The sequence below is a fragment of the Streptomyces sp. NPDC037271 genome (genome assembly GCF_055603605.1).
Genome location: NZ_JBVJVN010000007.1, coordinates 122898 through 140940 on the forward strand (window position 1 = coordinate 122898; position 18043 = coordinate 140940).

Below are 18043 nucleotides of genomic sequence, written 5' to 3' on the forward strand. Positions count from 1 at the left end.
CCACCCCGATCGGGGGTGCCATCATGGCCATCTCAACCGAAGAAGTCGCCCAGTCGAAGAACATCAGCGTCGCGCAGGTGCAGGCGCTGTGCCGTTTCCGGGGCACCACGAACGAGACGCTCGCGGCCCTGCCCGAGACCGCGGTACGACGGGCCCTGCTGCGCCTCGACTTCCCCGACCTGCCCACCGCCCGCGGGCTCTTCCGGGTCAAGCAGGAGCGCAGTGACGACGGGAACGTCCGGCCGCACGGTCTGGGCGAGGCCTACGTGCAGGTGGAGAGCCTGCTGGGTCGCGAGGCGCCGCCCATGACCGCCGGTGTGCCGACCGGTCTGAACGGCCGGACTCGCCGGGCCGGACCGGCCCCGACGGCCGGCATGCAACTGTCCAACTGGGTGTGGCTCGGCCCGGGGAACATCGGCGGACGGACCCGCGGCATCGTGATCGACCCGGCCGACCCGGACAGCATCTGGGCCGTGAGCGCCGGCGGCGGGGTGTGGCACACCGAGGACGGCGGTGCCCAATGGGCACCGGTCGACGACTTCCTGGAGAACCTCTCCTGCGGCTGCATCGCCGTGGACCCGTCCGACGCGGCCACGATGTACGTGGGGACGGGCGAGGCCTTCCACAACCTCGACGCGATCCGGGGCAACGGCATCTTCCGCACCACCGACGCGGTCGCCTGGGCCCCCATCACGGCCACCCAGACCCCGGACTTCCAGTTCGTGAGCCGGATCGCGGTGTCGCGGGACGGGGCGGTCGTCCTCGCGGCCACCTCCACCGGGCTCTTCCGCAGCGCCGACCCCGCGCGGGCCACCTGGACCAAGGTGCTCGGCCACCCGCTCGGTGACGTCCGATTCGATCCGCTGGACAGCGACAAGGCGGTCGCCGGGGCACTGGGCGCCGGCGCGGCCTGGTTCAGCCGGGACGGGGGTCTCACGTGGGACCTCGCGACCGGCGGCCCGTGGAGCGGCCGGGTCGAGCTCGCGTACGCGGCGAAGGACCCGGAGATCGTCTACGCGTCGGTCCAGATGACCACCGGCCAGATCTGGCGGTCGCAGGACGGCGGGGCGTCCTACACGCGGAGGCAGACGCTGACCCCGGACGGCCTGCCGTCGGACTACCTCGGCGGTCAGGGCTGGTACGACAACGCCGTCTGGGCCGGGGACCCGACCGACGCCGACCTGGTGGTCGTCGGCGGCATCGACCTGTACCGCAGCACCGACGGCGGCGACCATCTGGCCGAGATCAGCACCTGGTGGGAGCCCACCTCGGTCCACGCCGACCAGCACGCGATCGTCGCGCACCCCTCGTACGACGGGGTCACCAACCGCACGGTGTTCTTCGGCAACGACGGCGGTGTGTTCAGGGCGGACGACCTGGCGACGGTCGGAACCGAGCCGGAGCCCCCGTTCGTGAACGGGTGGACCGAGCTGGTGAACGACTACGGCGTGACGCAGTTCTACGCAGGGGCCGGCCACTCCGGCAGCGGGAAGATCATCGGCGGCGCGCAGGACAACGGCTCGCTCGTCTTCGACCCCGCCCTCGGCACCCAGGACTGGCGCGAGTTCTTCGGCGGTGACGGCGGCTGGTGCGCCTCCGACCCCACCGACCCCGACGTGTTCTACGGCGAGTACGTCTTCCTCAACATCCACCGCAACACCGACGGCGCCACCAGCGACGACACGCAGGGCGACCGCTACATCAGCGGCCAGTTCTTCAACTTCGCGACGCGCGACTGGTCCTGGAAGCAGGTGCCCTTCCGTATCCCGGACGCGAAGAACGAGAACGCGCTCTTCATCGCACCGTTCGTGCTCGATCCCAACGACGAGAACCGGATCCTGGCAGGCGGCGCGTCGCTGTGGCGGACCGACAACGCCAAGCAGCCCAACACTCCTGCCGACGGACCGGCCTGGCGGGCGATCAAGCCCGGCGCCGGCGCGTTGATCAGCGCGATCGCGGTGGCGCGCGGCAACTCGGACGTGGTGTGGGTGGGCCACGAGAACGGCATGGTCTTCCGCACCGCCAACGGCACCGCGCCGACGCCGGCCTGGGCACGCGTGGGCGCGACGGGGCCGAGTCCGCTGGCGCCACGGCGCTTCTGCACCGGCATCACCGTGCACCCGACGGACCCGGACACCGCCTACGTCACCTTCGGCGGATACGAGCGTGGCAACCTGTGGGTGACCACGGACGCCGGTGCCGCCTGGACCGACCTCGCCACCGCTCTGCCGCGCGCGCCGATCCGGGCCCTGGCAGTGCACCCGCGGCGGACGGACCTGCTCTACTGCGGCACCGAGGTGGGCCTGTTCGCCAGCGAGAACGCCGGGGCGAACTGGTCGCCGACGAACGAGGGCCCGACCAACTGCTCGGTCGACGACCTGTTCTGGATGGACGAGGTGCTCGTCTGCGTGACCCACGGCCGAGGGATGTTCCAGATCGACCTGTCGACGATCCCGTAAGGCGAGACGCGATGGAGCCGCTTCTGATTCCGGTCGTGTTCCTCGCGGTGGCGGCCGCGTTCCTCCTGTCCGCCTCGGCCGGGTTCGGGGGCAGTCTGATCCTCGTCCCCACGCTGGCGCTGGTTCTCGGCACCAAGTCCGGGGTGGCGCTGGCGGCCCTCCTCCTCGCCGCCAACAACCTGGTGAAGGTCTTCGCCTACCGGACGACGCTTCCCTTCCGCAAGGCCGCGGTCGTGATCCTGCTGGTCGCCGCGGGGGCCTTCCTGGGGGCCAAGTTGCTCGTCTCCGCCCCGGAACGGGCCGTGACGCTCGCGGTCATCGCGAGCTTCGCCGCCGCGTTCCTGGCGGAGACGTTCGATCTGACCCGCTGGCGGCGGGCCGGCTCCCCGCTGCTGGCCTTCGCCTCGGGTGCGACGTCCGGATTCAGCGGTACGTCCGGCCCCCTGAAGGGCCTCGCGGTCCGCGGACTGGATCTGGACCGCCTCCACCTCGTCGGCGCGCTCTCCCTGGCCTCACTCGTCGGGGACGTCACGAAGACCGCCGTCTGGACGGATGCCGCACTGCTGACGGGTCGGGACTACCTTGTCGCCCTGATGTGCGTGCCGCTGATGTTCGTCGCGACGTTCCTCGGCAGACGCTTCAACACCGGCATCGGCGAGCGGGGCTACACGGGCCTGTTCTGGACCGTGATGGTCGGCTACACCGGGCGCCTGCTGGCCGGCCTGTGACCCTGACCGTCACCGCACCAGTCCGCGGGAGGTGACGGTCGGTCCGGTCTGGGACTGGTTCGACCCGCAATGGCTTGCGGAAACTTTCAGAAGGTCATTGCCGACCGGGCGGACGGCTGCTTGACTCACGACATCCTAGCGAGAGGAACGAGCCGACTCCCATGGCCATTGAGACCGACGTCCTCGTCCTGGGCGGCGCCGGCGTGGACACCATCGTCCACGTCCCGGAGCTGCCGCTCCCCTACGCCGACAGCTACATGATCCAGCCGGGCATCGTGACCCGGGCGGGCCAGAGCGGGGACTTCGTCGCGCTCGGCGTGAGCGCCCTGGGGCTGCGCGCCCACCACATCGACGTCGTCGGGGCCGACCCCGAGGGTGACCTGGTGCGCGCGCTGCACCGGGACCGGGGGATCCCCTTCACCGAGGTGCACTCCGCGGCGGGCACCAAGCGCGCGGTCAACCTGGTCGGTCCGGACGGGCGGCGGCTGTCCCTGTACGACAACACCCGCAGCCAGGAGACCGACCGGCTGCCCGAGGTCACGGTGCGTGCCCTCGCCGCCGTGAGCCGCCACGCCCACGTGGTGATCACGCACCCGTGCGCGTACGCCCTGCCGGCGCTGCGCGAGTGCGGGGTCACCCTCTCGACGGACCTGCACGACTGGGACGGCGTCAATCCGTACCACGAGCCGTTCGCGCTCGCCGCGGACCTGGTCTTCCTGTCCACCACCGCCCTGGCCGACCCGGAGCACACCATGCGGGACATCGCCGCGCGCGGCCGGGCCCGGATCGTCGTGGCCACCGCCGGGGCCGAGGGCGCGTACCTGCTCGTCGACGGCGACCTCAGCCACGTACCCGCCGTCGCTCCCCCCGCTCCGGTGGTGGACTCCAACGGGGCGGGCGACGCCTTCGCCTCCGGCTTCCTGCTCGGCTGGCTGGAGGGCGAGGACCCGCTGCGCTGCGCGCGCTACGGAGCCATCGCCGGCGCGCACGCCTGCACGGTGCCGTCGACCCGTGCCGACGCTCTCGCGCGTGACGGACTCATCGCCCGCGCGGCCGAGCCGGACGCCGTCGCAGAGGGCGCCGGGGTGCACGGATAGCAGGGGGCACGGATGAGCGGGTTGCACGGTTGAGCAGGACCGAGGCCACCGTCGCCGGGGTCCGGCCCGTCCGGGCCGGGCCCGACCACGGACCGGACCGGTGGCTCCGGCGGAGGGCGACGGCCACCCCGGGCGACCGGTTTCCGCGGGAGCCGCGTGAGGGCCGGACGCCGGAGCGGATCAGGGACGCCGAGCGGAACGGCCAGTGAGGTCCGCCGTGTCCGCCGTCTCCGGCGGACCTCACGGATCTGACCGACCTGACGCGCCTCAGCGGGGGCCGCGCGCCCCCGCGGCGGTCAGCAGGTCGACCGTCTCGGGATGCGGTCCCTTCATCGCCCACTCCAGCGGGGACCAGCCGGTGCCGTGGTCCTCGCGGAGGTTCGGGTCGGCGCCGTGTTCGAGGAGGGCGCGTACCGCCTCGGTGTGACCCCAGCAGGACGCCCCGCACAGGGGCGTGCCCTCGGAGCCGATCCCGCTCTCGGTGTCGGGGGAGGCGCCGGCCGCCAGCAGCAGGCGGACGATGTCGGCGGCTCCGCTCACGGAGGCCAGGTAGAGCGGCGTGGTGCCCGCGGTGTCGGCCGTCTCGGCCGGCGCTCCGGCCCGCAGCGCCGCTCTCACCCCCGCGATGTCGCCGACCAGCGCGGCGTCGACGAGACGGCGGGACAGCTTCTTGTGTCGTCGTCTGTTCACGGTGCCTCCACGACCGGCGGCTCGCCGCGCGGCAGGGTCAGGGCGGCGCGCAGTGCCGTGGCCGGCGCGGCGCCGATGCGGTCGGCAAGGACGTTCTCGATGACGTCGAGGGTGGCCTGGGCGCGCTGGTGGACGCGGGTGCCCTCCGCGGTGATGCGGATCAGGCGGTTGCGTGCCGAGGTGGGGTCCGGCACCTGTTCCAGCAGCCCCAGTCCCACCATGCCGTGCACGGCCTGGTGGGCGGTCTGACGGGTGACGCCGAGGCGGCGGGCGAGCTCGGCGACCGTGGTGCCCTCCGTGTCCAGGAGGGCGAGGACCTGGCCCTGGGCGCTGCTCAGCGGCTGCTCGCCCGCTGCCCGCATGCTCGCCATCAGCGCGTCGTCGAACCAGCGCTTGGCTCCGGCCAGCAGCAGGGGCATGTTCTGTGCGGTTTCCGTCATGTCTCCTCGGGTTCCTCCGGCTCCGAGCATACGGGCAGCTCCGGCAGGCGTTTTCCTCTTTTTCCCGGGCGGGAGCTTGCCGCCACCCCAAAATGTCAGGTAGCCTGACAGTCATATGAACGTCAGGTAGCCTGACGTTCTTTTTCGACCGGAGGCTCCCATGACCATCGAATTCGCCAGGCGCTCCCACTCACTCATCCCCGCCGAACCCGGCAAGCCGTACTTCATCGAGAAGGGCATGGGCGACCGCGCCCACCTCTTCGGAGACCTGTTCACGATCTACGCGGGCGGACCGCAGACCGAGAACACCTTCAACTTCTTCACCTGCGACGGTCCCAAGGGCGACGTCATCCCGGCCCACTCCCACCCCGACACCTACGAGGTCTTCTTCGTCACCCAGGGCGCCGTCCGGCTCTTCGTCGAGGACCTCGAGGGCGAGCAGCAGGAGAAGCTGCTCACCGTCGGCGACTTCGGCTTCGTACCGAAGAACTGCCCGCACGCCTACCGCATCGAGCGCCACCACAGCCAGATAGTCGGCGTCGCGGCCGGTCCCGGCGGCACCTTCGAGCGGTTCTTCGAGACCCTCGGCACCGAGACCGACGAACTCGGCCTGCCCAAGCGCCCGTTCGTGCCGGAGCCGCACAAGTTCGGCACCGTGCCGCAGCGGTACGACGTGACCTTCCTGCCCGACCACCAGTGGCGAACGGAAAGCTGAGAACACGATGGCGTACGTATGGGCGCTGCTGGCCGGCGCTCTCGTGGGCGCGCTCTACGCCGCCCTGAAGGTGAGGTCCCCGGCGCCTCCGCCGGTCGCCCTGTTCGGCCTGCTGGGCATGCTCGCGGGCCAGGCCCTGCTGGGGGCGCTGTGAGGTCCCTACTCGCCCGTGCGCGCGGCCCTGCTGTGAGCCTGCTGGCCGGGCTGCTGATGGGGGCCGTCTACTGGGCCCTCGGCCTCACCTCACCCGCCCCGCCCCTGATCGGCCTGACCGGACTGCTCGGCATCGTGCTGGGCGAGCGCGCCGTCACCCGGCTGCGCGACCGTACGGCCGCGTCGAGAAACCGCCCCCGGAAGGAAGAGCCCCATGACGGTCCCCGCTGAAGGACCCGGCCTCGTCGACGTCCACGCCCACTTCGTCACCGAGTCCTACGTACGCCGGGCGAAGGCCGCCGGCCACGAACTGCCCGACGGCGTGCCCGCCTGGCCCTCCTGGTCCGCCGAAGCGCACCTGGAGCTGATGGACCGCAACGGCATCCGCACCTCGATCCTCTCCGTCTCGTCGCCCGGCGTGCACTTCGGCGACGACACCGCCGCCCGCGGCCTCGCCCGCGAGGTCAACGAGGACGCCGCCCGCACCGCCGCCGAACACCCCGGCCGCTTCGGCTTCTTCGCCTCCCTGCCGCTGCCGGACGTGGACGGCGCCCTCGCGGAGATCACGTACGCCTTCGACGAACTCGGCGCCGACGGAGTGGTACTGGAGACCAACACCCACGGGGTGTACCTGGGCGACGCGCGGCTGGAGCCCGTCCTCGCCGAACTCGGCCGCCGCCGCGCGGTCGTCTTCCTGCACCCGACCTCCCCCGTGTGCTGGGAGAGGTCGGCGCTCGGACGGCCGCGCCCCATGGTCGAGTTCGTCTTCGACACCGCCCGTACCGTCACCGACCTGCTCATGGCCGGCACCCTGGAACGCCATCCAGGCCTCGAGGTGATCGTCCCGCACTGCGGTGGCGCGCTGCCCGCCCTCGCCGACCGCATCAACGGCTTCATGAAGCTCTTCCTGCCGTCCGGCGAGGACGGCGCCCCCGACGCCGTCCGGCAACTGCGCCGCCTGCACTACGACATGGCCGGCCCCGCCTTCCCGCGCCAGGTCCCCGCGCTGCTCGGGCTCGTCGAACCGGACCGGCTCCTGTACGGCAGCGACTACTGCTGGACCCCGGCGCACGCCGTGGACGCCCACATCGCCTCCGTCGAAGCGGCCCCGGTGCCGTCGGGCGCGGCCGGCTGGCGGGACCTGACGACGGCCAACGCACACCGACTGCTGCCCCACCTCGCCGGCCGCCCGCCCCGCACACCCGGGAAGTGACCTCGTGCACTGCGCACTCGCCCCGTTCCTCGCCCCGCCCGACCCCGCGGCGCTGCCCCTGCCGGCCGCGGCGCACCCCGCGGACGGCGTACGGCTCCTGCGCGCCGTCCCGTACGCCGTCCGCGACGGCAGCCGCCCCCTGCAACTCGACCTGTGGCTCCCCGAGGAGCCGGCCGCCGGCCCGCCGCCCGTGATCCTCTTCGTCCACGGCGGCGCATGGCGCACCGGACTGCGCGACGACCTCGGCCCACGCTTCCGCGACCGGCGGCCCGGCCCCTTCGCCCGCCTCGTGCGAGCCGGGTTCGCCGTCGCCTGCCCCGACTACCGGCTCAGCGGCGAAGCCGCCTTCCCGGCCCCGCTGGACGACCTGTCGGCGGCGCTGGCCTGGCTGCGCACCCGCGCCGCCGAACTCGGCGTCGACGCCGACCGCGTCGTCGCCTGGGGCGAGTCCGCGGGCGGCCATCTCGCCGCGCTCCTCGCCCTGACCGCCGCCCCGGCAGCCGTTTCCGGCTGCGTCGTCTGGTACGGCCCCACCGACCTCACCGCCGCGCCCCCGCACACGCCCGAGGCGGCACTCCTCGGCGCCCCCGCCGCCGACGCCCCGGACCGGGCCCGCGCCGCCAGCCCGCTCGCCCGGGTCGCGCCCGGCGCCCCGCCGTTCCTGATCCTCCACGGAGCCGAGGACACGTTCATCCCCGTCGCCCAGGGCGAGGCACTCGCCTCGGCACTGCGCGCGGTGGGCACGGAGGCCGCCTTCCGGGCCGTCCCCGGCGCCGACCACCTGTGGATCGGAGCGGCCGAACAGGACGTCGAGGACTGCTTCACCGCCTCCCTCGACTTCGTACGCGACCGGACCAGGTGATAGAAGCGGGCATGACCAACTTGCCCCACACCGTGCCCCCGGAGGGCCCCCGGCCGGACGGCCGCCGATGACCGCCGGCATCGACACCCCGGACCGCCGGGGCCGCACCGGACTCGACCGGGCGGGCCGGGACCTGACCGGCAACCCCCGGGTCAGGGTCCGGGACGTACGGCTCCTGTCCAGTCACTGGTACGTCGAACGCACCACGACCTTCGACATCCAGCGCGCCGACGGCACCTGGAGCACCCAGGAGCGCGAGACCCACGACCGCGGCAACGGCGCCACCGTGCTGCTCCACGACACGGAACGCGGAACCGTGCTGCTCACCTGCCAGTTCCGCCTCCCCGTCTACGTCAACGGCCACCCCGACGGCATGCTGATCGAGACACCCGGCGGGCTGCTCGACGACGAGGACGAGCACCCCGAGGTCGCCGTGCGGCGCGAGGTCGTCGAGGAGACCGGGCACACCGTCGGCGAGGTCCGGCACGTCTTCGACGTCTACATGAGCCCCGGCTCGGTCACCGAACGCGTCAGCTTCTACGCCGCCGCCTACGGCCCCGCCACCCGCACCCACGAGGGCGGCGGCCTGGACGAGGAGGGCGAGGACATCGAGACCCTCGAACTGCCCTTCGGCCGGGCCCTGGAGATGATCCGCACCGGCGAGATCGCCGACGCGAAGACGATCATGCTGCTCCAGTGGGCCGCGCTGGAGGGTCCCTTCGCCCGACCCCTTCGGGAAGACCCCCGGGATGACACCAGGGATGACACCCGGAACGACATCCGCGAAGACACTCGAGACGCTTGACTTGAAGCGCACTTCAAACTGAAGACTCCCCCTCGTGCCCGGACGACCGGGCGCGAAGGGGAGGACCACCATGAAGTACCGCACCATCGGCACCGATCCGGCCCACCGCCGTGAGGTGAGCGTGCTCGCGCTCGGCGCGATGCTGTTCGGCTCGCTGACCGACGAGAAGACCTCCTTCGCCGTTCTCGACCGCTATGTCGAGGCCGGCGGGAACTTCATCGACACGTCCGACAACTACGCCTTCTGGACCGATGGCGGCCAGGGCGGCCAGAGCGAGGAACTCCTCGGCCGCTGGCGGCGCAGCCGCGGCATCGGCGACGAGATCGTCATCGCCACCAAGGTCGGCGCCCGCCCGCTCGCCCCCGGCACCAGCTACACCGACAACGCGGAGGGCCTGTCGGCCAAGGTGATCCGCGAGGCCGCCGAGCGCAGCCGGGAAAGGCTCGGCGTCGACAAGCTCGACCTGCTGTACGCCCACATCGACGACCACACCGTGCCCCAGCGCGAGACCGTCGAGGGGTTCGGAGAACTGGTCGCGGAGGGCACGGTCGGACTGCTCGGCGTCAGCAACCAGGCGATGTGGCGCGTGGAGCGGGCCCGCGCGCTCGCCGCCGCGGCCGGACTGCCCGGCTACGAGGTGCTCCAGTACCAGCACAGCCACCTGCGGCCCCGCTTCGACGTGCCCAGTGACCTCTTCCCGGACGGCAGCCTCGGCCACGCCGGCCCCGAACTGCTCGGCTACCTGCGGGCCGAGCCCGCCCTGACCCTGGTCGCCTACTCGCCGCTGCTCACCGGGGCGTACGTCCGCGAGGACAAGCCCCTGCCCCCGGACTACGACCACCCGGGCACCCCGGTCCGGCTCGCGGTGCTCCGCGACATCGCCCGGGAGACCGGCGCGAGCGTCAACCAGGTCGTCCTCGCCTGGCAGATCGGCGCCGAACTGCCGATCGTCCCGCTGGCCGGGGCGTCGTCGGTGGCGCAGCTGGAGGAGAACCTGGCCGCCGTGGACCTGGACCTCACCCCGGAGCAGCGGGCCCGGCTGGACCGGGCCCACTGACCGGCGTCACGGCCTGACCAGCAACTGGAAGTCGAACGCGTACCGGGACGCGCGGTATATGTGCGTCCCGTACTCGACCGGCCGCCCGGTGTCGTCGTACGCCGTGCGCGTCATGGTCAGCAGTGCGGCACCCTCCTCCTCGTCCAGGCGGCCCGCCTCCTCGCGGGTGGCCGAGCGGGCGCCCACGGTCTGGCGGGCGCTGTGCAGGGTGATGCCGCAGGCGCGCATCATCCGGTACAGGCCGGTCGACTCCAGCCGGGCGTCGTCGAGCTCCAGCAGAGTCACCGGCAGGTAGTTGCACAGCAGTGCCACCGGCCGGCCGTGGGTGAGGCGCAGCCGCTCCAGGACGGTGACCTCGCCGCCCTCCGCGATGCCCAGGGCCGCCGCCACGTCGGCGGAGGCGGGCACGCCCTCGTTGCGCACCACCCGCGTGGTGGGTCCCTGCCCGGCCGCCTCCAGGTCGTCGTAGAGACTGCTCAGCTCCAGGGGGCGCCTGACCTGGCTGCGCACCACCTGCGTGCCGACCCCGCGCCGCCGGACCAGGAGGCCCTTGTCGACCAGGGACTGGATGGCCTGGCGGACGGTCGGCCGGGACAGGCCGAGACGGACGGAGAGGTCGACCTCGTTGCCCAGCAGATTGCCCGGGGCGAGGACGCCGTGCTCGATCGCCGCCTCCAGCTGCTGGGCGAGCTGGTAGTACAGCGGCACCGGACTGGCCCGGTCCAGGGCGAACTCCAGGGTGCTGAGCGCGGGGGCGGTCACGGCACGTGCGGGGTCGCCGGTCCTCGCCATGGACGTACCTCCTTGCGTGGGTGCCGAAGTGTCAGAGGTGGCGGCGGCGGTCGGCGACGGCGCGTTCGTACGCGGCCCGGGCGCCGGTGGCGGCCTCGCGGGCGGACACCTCGGCGACCGGCACGTCCCACCAGGCCTCGGCGGCGGGCGCGGTCGGCGCGGGGTCCGTCTCGACGTAGACGCAGGTCGGCCGGTCGGAGGCGCGGGCCGTCCGCAGGGCCTCGCGCAACTCCCCTACGGTCTTCGCGCGCAGCACCTCCACGCCGAGGCTGGCCGCGTTGGCGGCGAGGTCGACGGGGAGCGGGGCGCCGGTGAAGGCGCCGTCGGCCGCCCGGTGGCGGTACGCGGTGCCGAAGCGCTCGGCGCCCACCGACTCGGAGAGGCCGCCGATGGACGCGTAGCCGTGGTTCTGCACCAGGACCAGCTTGACCGGCAGGTTCTCCTGGACGGCGGTGACGATCTCCGTCGGGTTCATCAGATAGGTGCCGTCGCCGACCAGGGCCCACACCGGCGTGCCGGGCGCGGCCTGCTGGACGCCGAGCGCGGCCGGGATCTCGTAGCCCATGCAGGAGTAGCCGTACTCCACGTGGTACTGGCGCGGGGAGCGGGCCCGCCACAGCTTGTGCAGGTCGCCGGGGAGCGAGCCGGCCGCGTTGATCACCACGTCCTCGTCGCCGACGACGGCGTCCAGCGCGCCCAGCACCTGCGTCTGGGTCGGCACGGCACTGTCGTCGTCGGCGCCGAGCGCCGCCTCCACCGTCTCGTCCCAGCGGGCCCGGCCGGCGCGGTACCCGGTCTCGTACGACGCGTCCACCCGGTGGCCGGACAGCGCGTCCGCCAGCGCCGTGAGCCCCGCCCGCGCGTCGCAGACCAGGGTGCGGGCGGCGAGCTTGTGGGCGTCGAAGGCGGTGATGTTGAGGTTCAGGAAGCGGACGTCCGGGTGCTGGAAGAGGGTGCCGGAGGCCGTGGTGAAGTCCGTGTAGCGGGTGCCGACCCCGATCACCAGGTCCGCGGTGCGGGCGACGTCGTCGCCGACGGCGGTGCCGGTGTGGCCGACGGCGCCCAGGTCGGCCGGATGGTCGTGGCGCAGCGCGCCCTTGCCGGCCTGGGTGGAGGCGACGGGGATGCCGGTGGCGTCCACCAGCGCCTTCAGCGCGTCCTCGGCCTCGCTGTGGTGGACGCCGCCACCCGCCACGATCAGCGGCCGCCCGGCGGCGCGGATCGCCCGCACGGCCTCGACCAGCTCCTCCGGGTCGGGTGCGGGGCGCCGCACGCGCCAGACGCGGTCGGCGAAGAACTCCTCGGGCCAGTCGTGCGCCTCCGCCTGGACGTCCTGGGGGAGGGCGAGGGTGACGGCGCCGGTCTCGGCCGGGTCGGTGAGCACGCGCATCGCCTGGAGCGCGGAGGCGACGAGCGCCTCGGGGCGGGTGACGCGGTCGAAGTACCGGGAGACGGGGCGCAGGGTGTCGTTGACGGACACGTCCGCCTCGATCGGGTGCTCCAGCTGCTGGAGCAGCGGGTCGGCGGCGTGCGAGGCGAAGTAGTCGCCGGGGAGGAGGAGGACCGGCAGGCGGTTGATCGTGGCGAGTGCGGCGCCGGTGACGAGGTTGGTGGCGCCGGGGCCGATGGACGTCGTCACCGCCTGTGCGGACAGCCGGTTCAGGTGGCGGGCGTGGCCCACGGCCGCGTGCACCATGGCCTGTTCGTTGCGTCCCTGGTGGTACGGCATGACGTCGCCGTACTCGACGAGGGCCTGGCCGAGTCCGGCCACGTTGCCGTGGCCGAAGATGCCCCAGGTGCCGGCGATCAGGCGGCGCCGTACGCCGTCGCGTTCGGTGTACTGGGCGGCCAGGAAGCGCACCAGGGCCTGGGCGGTGGTCAGTCGGCGGGTGGCGGCGGCGCTCATGCGGACCTCTCCGGTGCGGTGTAGAGGGGGAGCCTGGGGTCGACGGGCCGGCCCGCCCAGGTGTCGCGGATCCAGGCGTGGTCGGGGTGGTCGCAGATCAGCCAGGCCCGTTCGGCCTCCGGGCCGGCCATGACGTTGAGGTAGTACATGTGGTGGCCGGGGACCGCCATGGACGGTCCGTGCCAGCCGTCGGGGATGAGGACCACGTCGCCGTCGCGCACCTCGGCCAGTACGTCCGTGCCCTGTCCGTGCCCGGACGGGGAGACCCGCTGGTAGCCGAGGCCGGGGGTGCCGTCGTGGTCCGCGAACTCGAAGTAGTAGATCTCCTCCAGCACCGACTCCTCGCCGGGCCGGTGCTCGTCGTGCTTGTGCGGGGGGAAGGAGGACCAGTTGCCGCCCGGGGTGATGACCTCGACCGCGATGAGCTTGTCGCACGCGAACGTCCCCGCCGCGCCGAAGTTGTTGACCTGTCGCGAGCAGTTCCCGGTGCCCCGCAGCTCCACGGGCACCGACGACGCCGGGCCGTAGCGGGCGGGCAGCCGGCGGGTGCAGCGGGCGCCGGTGAGGGCGAACCGGCCGCCGCCGGTGGACGTCACGGTCGTACGGGCGTCGCGCGCTACGTACGCGAAGTCGCTGACGCCGCTGAACACGCTGTCGCGTCCGGCGAGTTCGAAGGTGTCCTGGCCGAAGTCGTCGGCCGTGGCGACGGTGCAGCCGCCGCTGAGCGGGAGGACGATCCACTCGCTGTCGCCGCTGTCGAAGGTGTGGCTGCCGCCGGGGGGCAGGTGGAGCACGCGCAGGCTGGAGTGGCCCCAGCCGGCCTTCTCGGGCGTCACGTCGACGGCCAGAGCGCCGCCCGCGGTCGTGCCCGCCGGAAGGTGGTACGTCATCTCCTCGTCCCTCTCCTCGTGAGTCGCCTCGTCGGTCACAGCAGTCCGACGGCCGTGTCCACCGCCTGTTCCACGCTGCCCTCGGCCGGGTAGAGCAGTGAGCGGCCGACGACCATGCCCTGCACGGTGGGCAGCCTGAGCGCCTTGCGCCAGCGTTCGTAGGCGGCGGCCTGGTCCGCGGGGGAGCCCCCTATGTCACCGCCGAGCAGGACGGCGGGCAGTGTGGAGGTCTCCAGGACCTCGCCCATGTCGTCCGGGTCGTGGGTGACGGGCAGTTTCAGCCAGGTGTAGGCGGAGGTGCCGCCCAGGCCCGAGGCGATGGCCACGGACCGGGTGACGGCCTCGGCTGACAGGTCGTTGCGGACCCGGCCCTCGACGCGGCGCGAGATGAACGGCTCGACGAAGACGGGCAGTTCCCGCGCGGCCATGGCGTCGACCGCGCGGGCGGTGGACTCCATGGTCGCCAGCGAGCCGGGGTCGTCGTAGTCGATGCGCAGCAGCAGTTTGCCGGCGTCGAAGCGGAGGCGGGCGATGTCCTCGGCGCGGTGGCCCGTGAAACGGTCGTCCATCTCGAAGGCGGCGCCCGCGAGGCCGCCGCGGTTCATCGAGCCCATGACGACCTTGTTCTCCAGCACCCCGAGAAGCAGCAGGTCCTCCAGCACGTCGGCGGTGGCGAGCACCCCGTCGACGCCGGGCCGGGACAGCGCGGTGCACAGGCGTTCCAGCAGGTCGGCCCGGTTGGCCATGGCGAGCCGGCGGTCGCCGACGCCGAGCGCCCCGCGCGCGGGATGGTCGGCGGCGACGATCATCAGGCGGCCGGAGCCGCCGATCAGCGGGCGGCGTGCCCGGCGGGCGGCCGCCTCGGCGATCGCCTCCGGGTGCCGGGCTCTGACCGCGGTGAGGTCGGGGATGCTGAGGGACAAGGCGTTGCTCCGTTCAGGGAGTGGCTCGCGCGAGGAGGTCGTCGACCTCCGCCTCGGTGGGCATCGCGGAGGAGCAGGCGAGACGGGAGGCGACGAGGGCGCCGGCCGCGTTGGCGTACCGCATGGTCCGCTCCAGCGCCCAGCCGGAGAGCAGGCCGTGGCAGAGCGAGCCGCCGAACGCGTCGCCCGCGCCGAGGCCGTTGACCACCTCGACCGGCACCGGAGGCACCTCGGCGCTGCGGCCGTCGCGGTGCACGGCGAGGACGCCCTTCGGGCCCTGCTTGACGACGGCCAGCTCCACCCCGGCCGCCAGCAGTGCCTCGGCGCAGGCGCGCGGCTCGCGCACGCCCGTGGCGATCTCGCACTCGTCGACGTTGCCGACCGCGACGGTCGCGTGCCGCAGCGCCTCGGCGTAGTGGGGGCGGGCCCGGTCGGGGTCGGTCCAGAACATGGGGCGCCAGTCCAGGTCGAAGACCGTGGTACCGGACTTGGCGCGGTGGGCGAGGGCGGCCAGGGTCGCCGTACGGCTCGGCTCCTCGCTCAGCCCCGTGCCGGTGATCCAGAAGACGGAGGCGGCGCGGATCGCGTCGAGGTCCAGTTCCTCCGGATGGATTTCCAGGTCGGGGGCCTTGGGGCGCCGGTAGAAGTACAGAGGGAAGTCGTCCGGCGGGAAGAGCTCGCAGAAGGTGACGGGAGTCGGGTGGGCGGAGACCGGGGTCACCCAGCGGTCGTCGACGCCGAACTCCTTGAGCGCCTGGTGCAGATAGCCGCCGAACGGGTCGTCGCCCGTGCGGGTGACGACGGCCGTGGCGCGGCCGAGGCGGGCGGCGGCGACCGCCACGTTCGCGGCCGATCCGCCGAGGAATTTCCCGAAGGTCTCAACCTCCGCCAGGGATACACCCGTCTGCAGGGGATAGAGATCGACCCCGATGCGGCCCATCGTGATCAGATCGAAACGCGGGACTGACTCGGCCATGTGCGACGCTCCTCGGGCTGGGCGGGGGCCTGCCGCCTCCCAGGTGTATGACTCCGAGGCGACCGTGTCAATACTTTGTACTTACATTCGGACTAGCTCGTGAAATGATGTCTTAACAAAGTATTGACAGCGGGCGTCCCAAGGACTTGTATCCGGTCCCAGCGCAACAGCCGTTCTTCTCTGGTCTGGCACACGGCTTCCCCGTCGCACAGTCGCACAGTGAGGTGCAGGAAAGATGGACCGCTCTTCGCACGCCCGCTCCCGCGGATTCGCCCCCGCCGTGGCCCTCGCCGCCGCCGCGGCCCTCGCCCTGGCCGGCTGCTCCAGCAGTTCCGGGGGGAAGAAGGCCGACGAGGAGGGTGACTCGGGCGGCTCGGCGGGCAAGGCGAACACCCCCCGGATGACCGTCGCCCTGGTCACCCACCAGGCCCCCGGCGACACTTTCTGGGACATCGTCCGCAAGGGGGCGGAGGCGGCCGCGGCCAAGGACAACATCAAGCTCGTCTACTCCGCCGACCCGAACGCGGGCAACCAGGCCAACCTGGTGCAGAACGCGATCGACCAGAAGGTCGACGGCATCGCCGTCACCCTGGCCAAGCCGGACGCCCTGCGCAGCGTCATCGAGAAGGCCGAGAAGGCCGGCATACCCGTCGTCGGGCTCAACTCCGGTCTCGCGGACTGGAAGAAGCTCGGCCTGATGGAGTTCTTCGGCCAGGACGAGACCGTGGCCGGCGAGGCGCTCGGCAAGCGGCTCAACGAGGACGGCGCCAAGAACGCCGTCTGCGTGATCCACGAGCAGGGCAACGTCGGCCTCACCCAGCGCTGCGACGGCGTGAAGAAGACCTTCGAGGGCTCGATCGAGAACCTCTACGTCAACGGCACCGACATGCCCTCGGTGAAGTCGACCATCACCGCCAAGCTCAAGCAGGACGGCGACATCGACCACCTGGTCACCCTCGGCGCCCCGTTCGCCATGACCGCGGTGCAGTCGGTGGACGAGGGCGGCAGCAAGGCCAAGGTGGCCACCTTCGACCTCAACAAGGAACTGACCGGCGCCATCGAGAAGGGCGACATCGAGTTCGCCGTCGACCAGCAGCCCTACCTCCAGGGCTACCTCGCCGTCGACGGCCTGTGGCTCTACGAGAACAACGGCAACTACAGCGGCGGCGGTGAGCAGCCGGTGCTGACCGGCCCGGCCTTCGTCGACAAGACCAACGTGAAGGCCGTCGCCGAGTTCGCCGCGAAGGGCACCCGGTGATGAGCGCGACCCGACAGGCCGGGCCGGCGGTCACCACACCGCCGGCCCCCGGCCCCGGCCGGTCCGACGGGCGGACCCGGCAGCGCTCCCTGGCGCTGCGACTGCTCGCCCGGCCCGAGGTCGGGGTCTTCCTCGGTGCCGTCGCCGTGTTCGTCTTCTTCCTGATCGCCGCGCCCTCGGTGCGCGACGGCAGCTCCATGGCGACGGTCCTCTACCAGTCGTCCACCATCGGCATCATGGCCCTGCCGGTCGCCCTGCTGATGATCGGCGGCGAGTTCGACCTGTCGGCCGGTGTCGCCGTGGTCACCTCCGCGCTCACCGCGAGCATGCTCAGCTACCAGCTGACCATGAACGTCTGGATGGGCGTGATCGTCGCCCTCGTGGTATCCCTCGCGGTCGGCGCCTTCAACGGCTGGGTGCTGGTCAAGACCGGCCTGCCGAGCTTCCTGGTGACGCTCGGCACCTTCCTGATCCTCCAGGGCGTCAACCTGGCGGTCACCAAGCTGGTCACCGGCAACGTCGCCACCGACGACATCAGCGACATGGACGGCTTCGACCAGGCCAAGGCCCTCTTCGCCTCCTCCTTCGACGTCGGCGGCGTCCAGGTGAAGATCACGGTCGTGTGGTGGCTGGCCTTCGCGGCGCTGGCCACCTGGGTGCTGCTGCGTACCAAGTACGGCAACTGGGTCTTCGCGGTCGGCGGCAGCAAGGAGTCCGCCCGCGCGGTCGGCGTCCCGGTCACCTTCACCAAGATCACGCTGTTCATGCTGGTCGGCTTCGGCGCCTGGTTCGTCGGCATGCACCAGCTCTTCTCCTTCAACACCGTGCAGTCCGGCGAGGGCGTCGGCCAGGAGCTGATCTACATCGCCGCGGCGGTGATCGGCGGCTGTCTGCTCACCGGCGGCTACGGCTCCGCCATCGGCCCGGTCTTCGGCGCCTTCATGTTCGGCATGGTGAACCAGGGCATCGTCTACGCCGGCTGGAACCCCGACTGGTTCAAGGCCTTCCTCGGCGTGATGCTGCTCGGAGCCGTCCTCATCAACCTGTACGTCCGCCGCGCGGCGACCCGGAGGTGACAG

Annotated in this window: 19 protein-coding genes; 12 read left to right on the forward strand and 7 right to left on the reverse strand. The window is 72.3% G+C overall.

Annotated elements, in window-relative coordinates:
* The first annotated feature begins 23 nt into the window (after positions 1-23).
* From ACZ7G3_RS15440 to ACZ7G3_RS15450, 3 genes are all read left to right on the forward strand, one after another.
* Positions 24-2459 carry a WD40/YVTN/BNR-like repeat-containing protein gene (locus ACZ7G3_RS15440; RefSeq protein ID WP_470925952.1) on the forward strand — a complete coding sequence of 812 codons (2436 nt, stop codon included), beginning with the start codon at positions 24-26 and terminating at the stop codon, positions 2457-2459.
* A gap of 11 nt (positions 2460-2470) precedes the next feature.
* Entirely contained in the window at positions 2471-3187 is a 717-nt protein-coding gene (locus tag ACZ7G3_RS15445) for a TSUP family transporter (RefSeq protein WP_470925954.1), read from the forward strand.
* Between the two features lie 161 nt (positions 3188-3348).
* A complete protein-coding gene (locus ACZ7G3_RS15450; protein ID WP_470925956.1) occupies positions 3349-4284 on the forward strand; it encodes an adenosine kinase in 936 nt (311 codons plus the stop codon).
* A gap of 267 nt (positions 4285-4551) precedes the next feature.
* Here the strand turns inward: ACZ7G3_RS15450 and ACZ7G3_RS15455 are convergent, their stop codons facing one another.
* Positions 4552-4974: an ankyrin repeat domain-containing protein gene (locus ACZ7G3_RS15455; RefSeq protein WP_426598178.1), complete on the reverse strand. Its 423-nt coding sequence runs from the start codon at positions 4972-4974 to the stop codon at positions 4552-4554.
* Positions 4971-5414 carry a MarR family winged helix-turn-helix transcriptional regulator gene (locus tag ACZ7G3_RS15460; RefSeq protein ID WP_426598177.1) on the reverse strand — a complete coding sequence of 148 codons (444 nt, stop codon included), beginning with the start codon at positions 5412-5414 and terminating at the stop codon, positions 4971-4973. The genes ACZ7G3_RS15455 and ACZ7G3_RS15460 overlap by 4 nt, the downstream gene beginning before the upstream one ends.
* A gap of 160 nt (positions 5415-5574) precedes the next feature.
* Here ACZ7G3_RS15460 and ACZ7G3_RS15465 point away from each other — a divergent pair, with 160 nt between their 5' ends.
* From ACZ7G3_RS15465 to ACZ7G3_RS15495, 7 genes are all read left to right on the forward strand, one after another.
* Complete coding sequence (locus tag ACZ7G3_RS15465; RefSeq protein WP_426598176.1) at positions 5575-6129, forward strand: quercetin 2,3-dioxygenase; 555 nt, start codon at positions 5575-5577, stop codon at positions 6127-6129.
* Between the two features lie 7 nt (positions 6130-6136).
* Positions 6137-6283, forward strand: a complete 147-nt coding sequence (locus tag ACZ7G3_RS15470; protein ID WP_426598175.1) for a DUF1427 family protein — start codon at positions 6137-6139, stop codon at positions 6281-6283.
* Positions 6280-6513: a DUF1427 family protein gene (locus ACZ7G3_RS15475; protein ID WP_470925959.1), complete on the forward strand. Its 234-nt coding sequence runs from the start codon at positions 6280-6282 to the stop codon at positions 6511-6513. The genes ACZ7G3_RS15470 and ACZ7G3_RS15475 overlap by 4 nt, the downstream gene beginning before the upstream one ends.
* The gene (locus tag ACZ7G3_RS15480) at positions 6497-7495 is read left to right on the forward strand and encodes an amidohydrolase family protein (protein WP_470925961.1); all 999 of its coding nucleotides are present in this window, start codon (positions 6497-6499) and stop codon (positions 7493-7495) included. Before ACZ7G3_RS15475 ends, ACZ7G3_RS15480 begins: the two co-directional genes overlap by 17 nt.
* Positions 7496-7499: 4 nt before the next feature.
* Positions 7500-8357, forward strand: coding sequence for an alpha/beta hydrolase fold domain-containing protein (locus ACZ7G3_RS15485; protein WP_470925963.1), 858 nt, complete (start codon positions 7500-7502; stop codon positions 8355-8357).
* A 67-nt stretch (positions 8358-8424) separates the two neighbouring features.
* Positions 8425-9162: an NUDIX domain-containing protein gene (locus ACZ7G3_RS15490; protein ID WP_470925965.1), complete on the forward strand. Its 738-nt coding sequence runs from the start codon at positions 8425-8427 to the stop codon at positions 9160-9162.
* 70 nt (positions 9163-9232) lie between these two features.
* Positions 9233-10219 (forward strand): aldo/keto reductase, encoded by a 987-nt coding sequence (locus tag ACZ7G3_RS15495; RefSeq protein ID WP_470925967.1) that lies wholly within the window; start codon positions 9233-9235, stop codon positions 10217-10219.
* 6 nt (positions 10220-10225) lie between these two features.
* On the opposite strand, the gene ACZ7G3_RS15500 is transcribed toward ACZ7G3_RS15495, so the two are convergent.
* Genes ACZ7G3_RS15500 through iolC form a run of 5 tightly spaced genes read right to left on the reverse strand, consistent with a single transcriptional unit; the run spans position 10226 to position 15706 of the window.
* Positions 10226-11011 carry a GntR family transcriptional regulator gene (locus ACZ7G3_RS15500; RefSeq protein WP_426598169.1) on the reverse strand — a complete coding sequence of 262 codons (786 nt, stop codon included), beginning with the start codon at positions 11009-11011 and terminating at the stop codon, positions 10226-10228.
* Positions 11012-11042: 31 nt separating this feature from the next.
* Positions 11043-12917: a 3D-(3,5/4)-trihydroxycyclohexane-1,2-dione acylhydrolase (decyclizing) gene (gene iolD / locus ACZ7G3_RS15505; protein WP_470925970.1), complete on the reverse strand. Its 1875-nt coding sequence runs from the start codon at positions 12915-12917 to the stop codon at positions 11043-11045.
* Positions 12914-13807, reverse strand: coding sequence for a 5-deoxy-glucuronate isomerase (gene iolB / locus ACZ7G3_RS15510; RefSeq protein WP_470925972.1), 894 nt, complete (start codon positions 13805-13807; stop codon positions 12914-12916). The genes iolD and iolB overlap by 4 nt, the downstream gene beginning before the upstream one ends.
* A gap of 35 nt (positions 13808-13842) precedes the next feature.
* Positions 13843-14730, reverse strand: a complete 888-nt coding sequence (locus ACZ7G3_RS15515) for a Cgl0159 family (beta/alpha)8-fold protein (protein WP_470925974.1) — start codon at positions 14728-14730, stop codon at positions 13843-13845.
* 13 nt (positions 14731-14743) lie between these two features.
* Positions 14744-15706, reverse strand: a complete 963-nt coding sequence (gene iolC / locus ACZ7G3_RS15520; RefSeq protein ID WP_426598165.1) for a 5-dehydro-2-deoxygluconokinase — start codon at positions 15704-15706, stop codon at positions 14744-14746.
* A gap of 235 nt (positions 15707-15941) precedes the next feature.
* Here iolC and ACZ7G3_RS15525 point away from each other — a divergent pair, with 235 nt between their 5' ends.
* Both ACZ7G3_RS15525 and ACZ7G3_RS15530 read left to right on the forward strand, forming a co-directional pair.
* Positions 15942-16964 carry a sugar ABC transporter substrate-binding protein gene (locus ACZ7G3_RS15525; protein ID WP_426598164.1) on the forward strand — a complete coding sequence of 341 codons (1023 nt, stop codon included), beginning with the start codon at positions 15942-15944 and terminating at the stop codon, positions 16962-16964.
* Positions 16964-18040 (forward strand): ABC transporter permease, encoded by a 1077-nt coding sequence (locus ACZ7G3_RS15530; RefSeq protein ID WP_426556189.1) that lies wholly within the window; start codon positions 16964-16966, stop codon positions 18038-18040. Before ACZ7G3_RS15525 ends, ACZ7G3_RS15530 begins: the two co-directional genes overlap by 1 nt.
* Positions 18041-18043 lie beyond the last annotated feature (3 nt).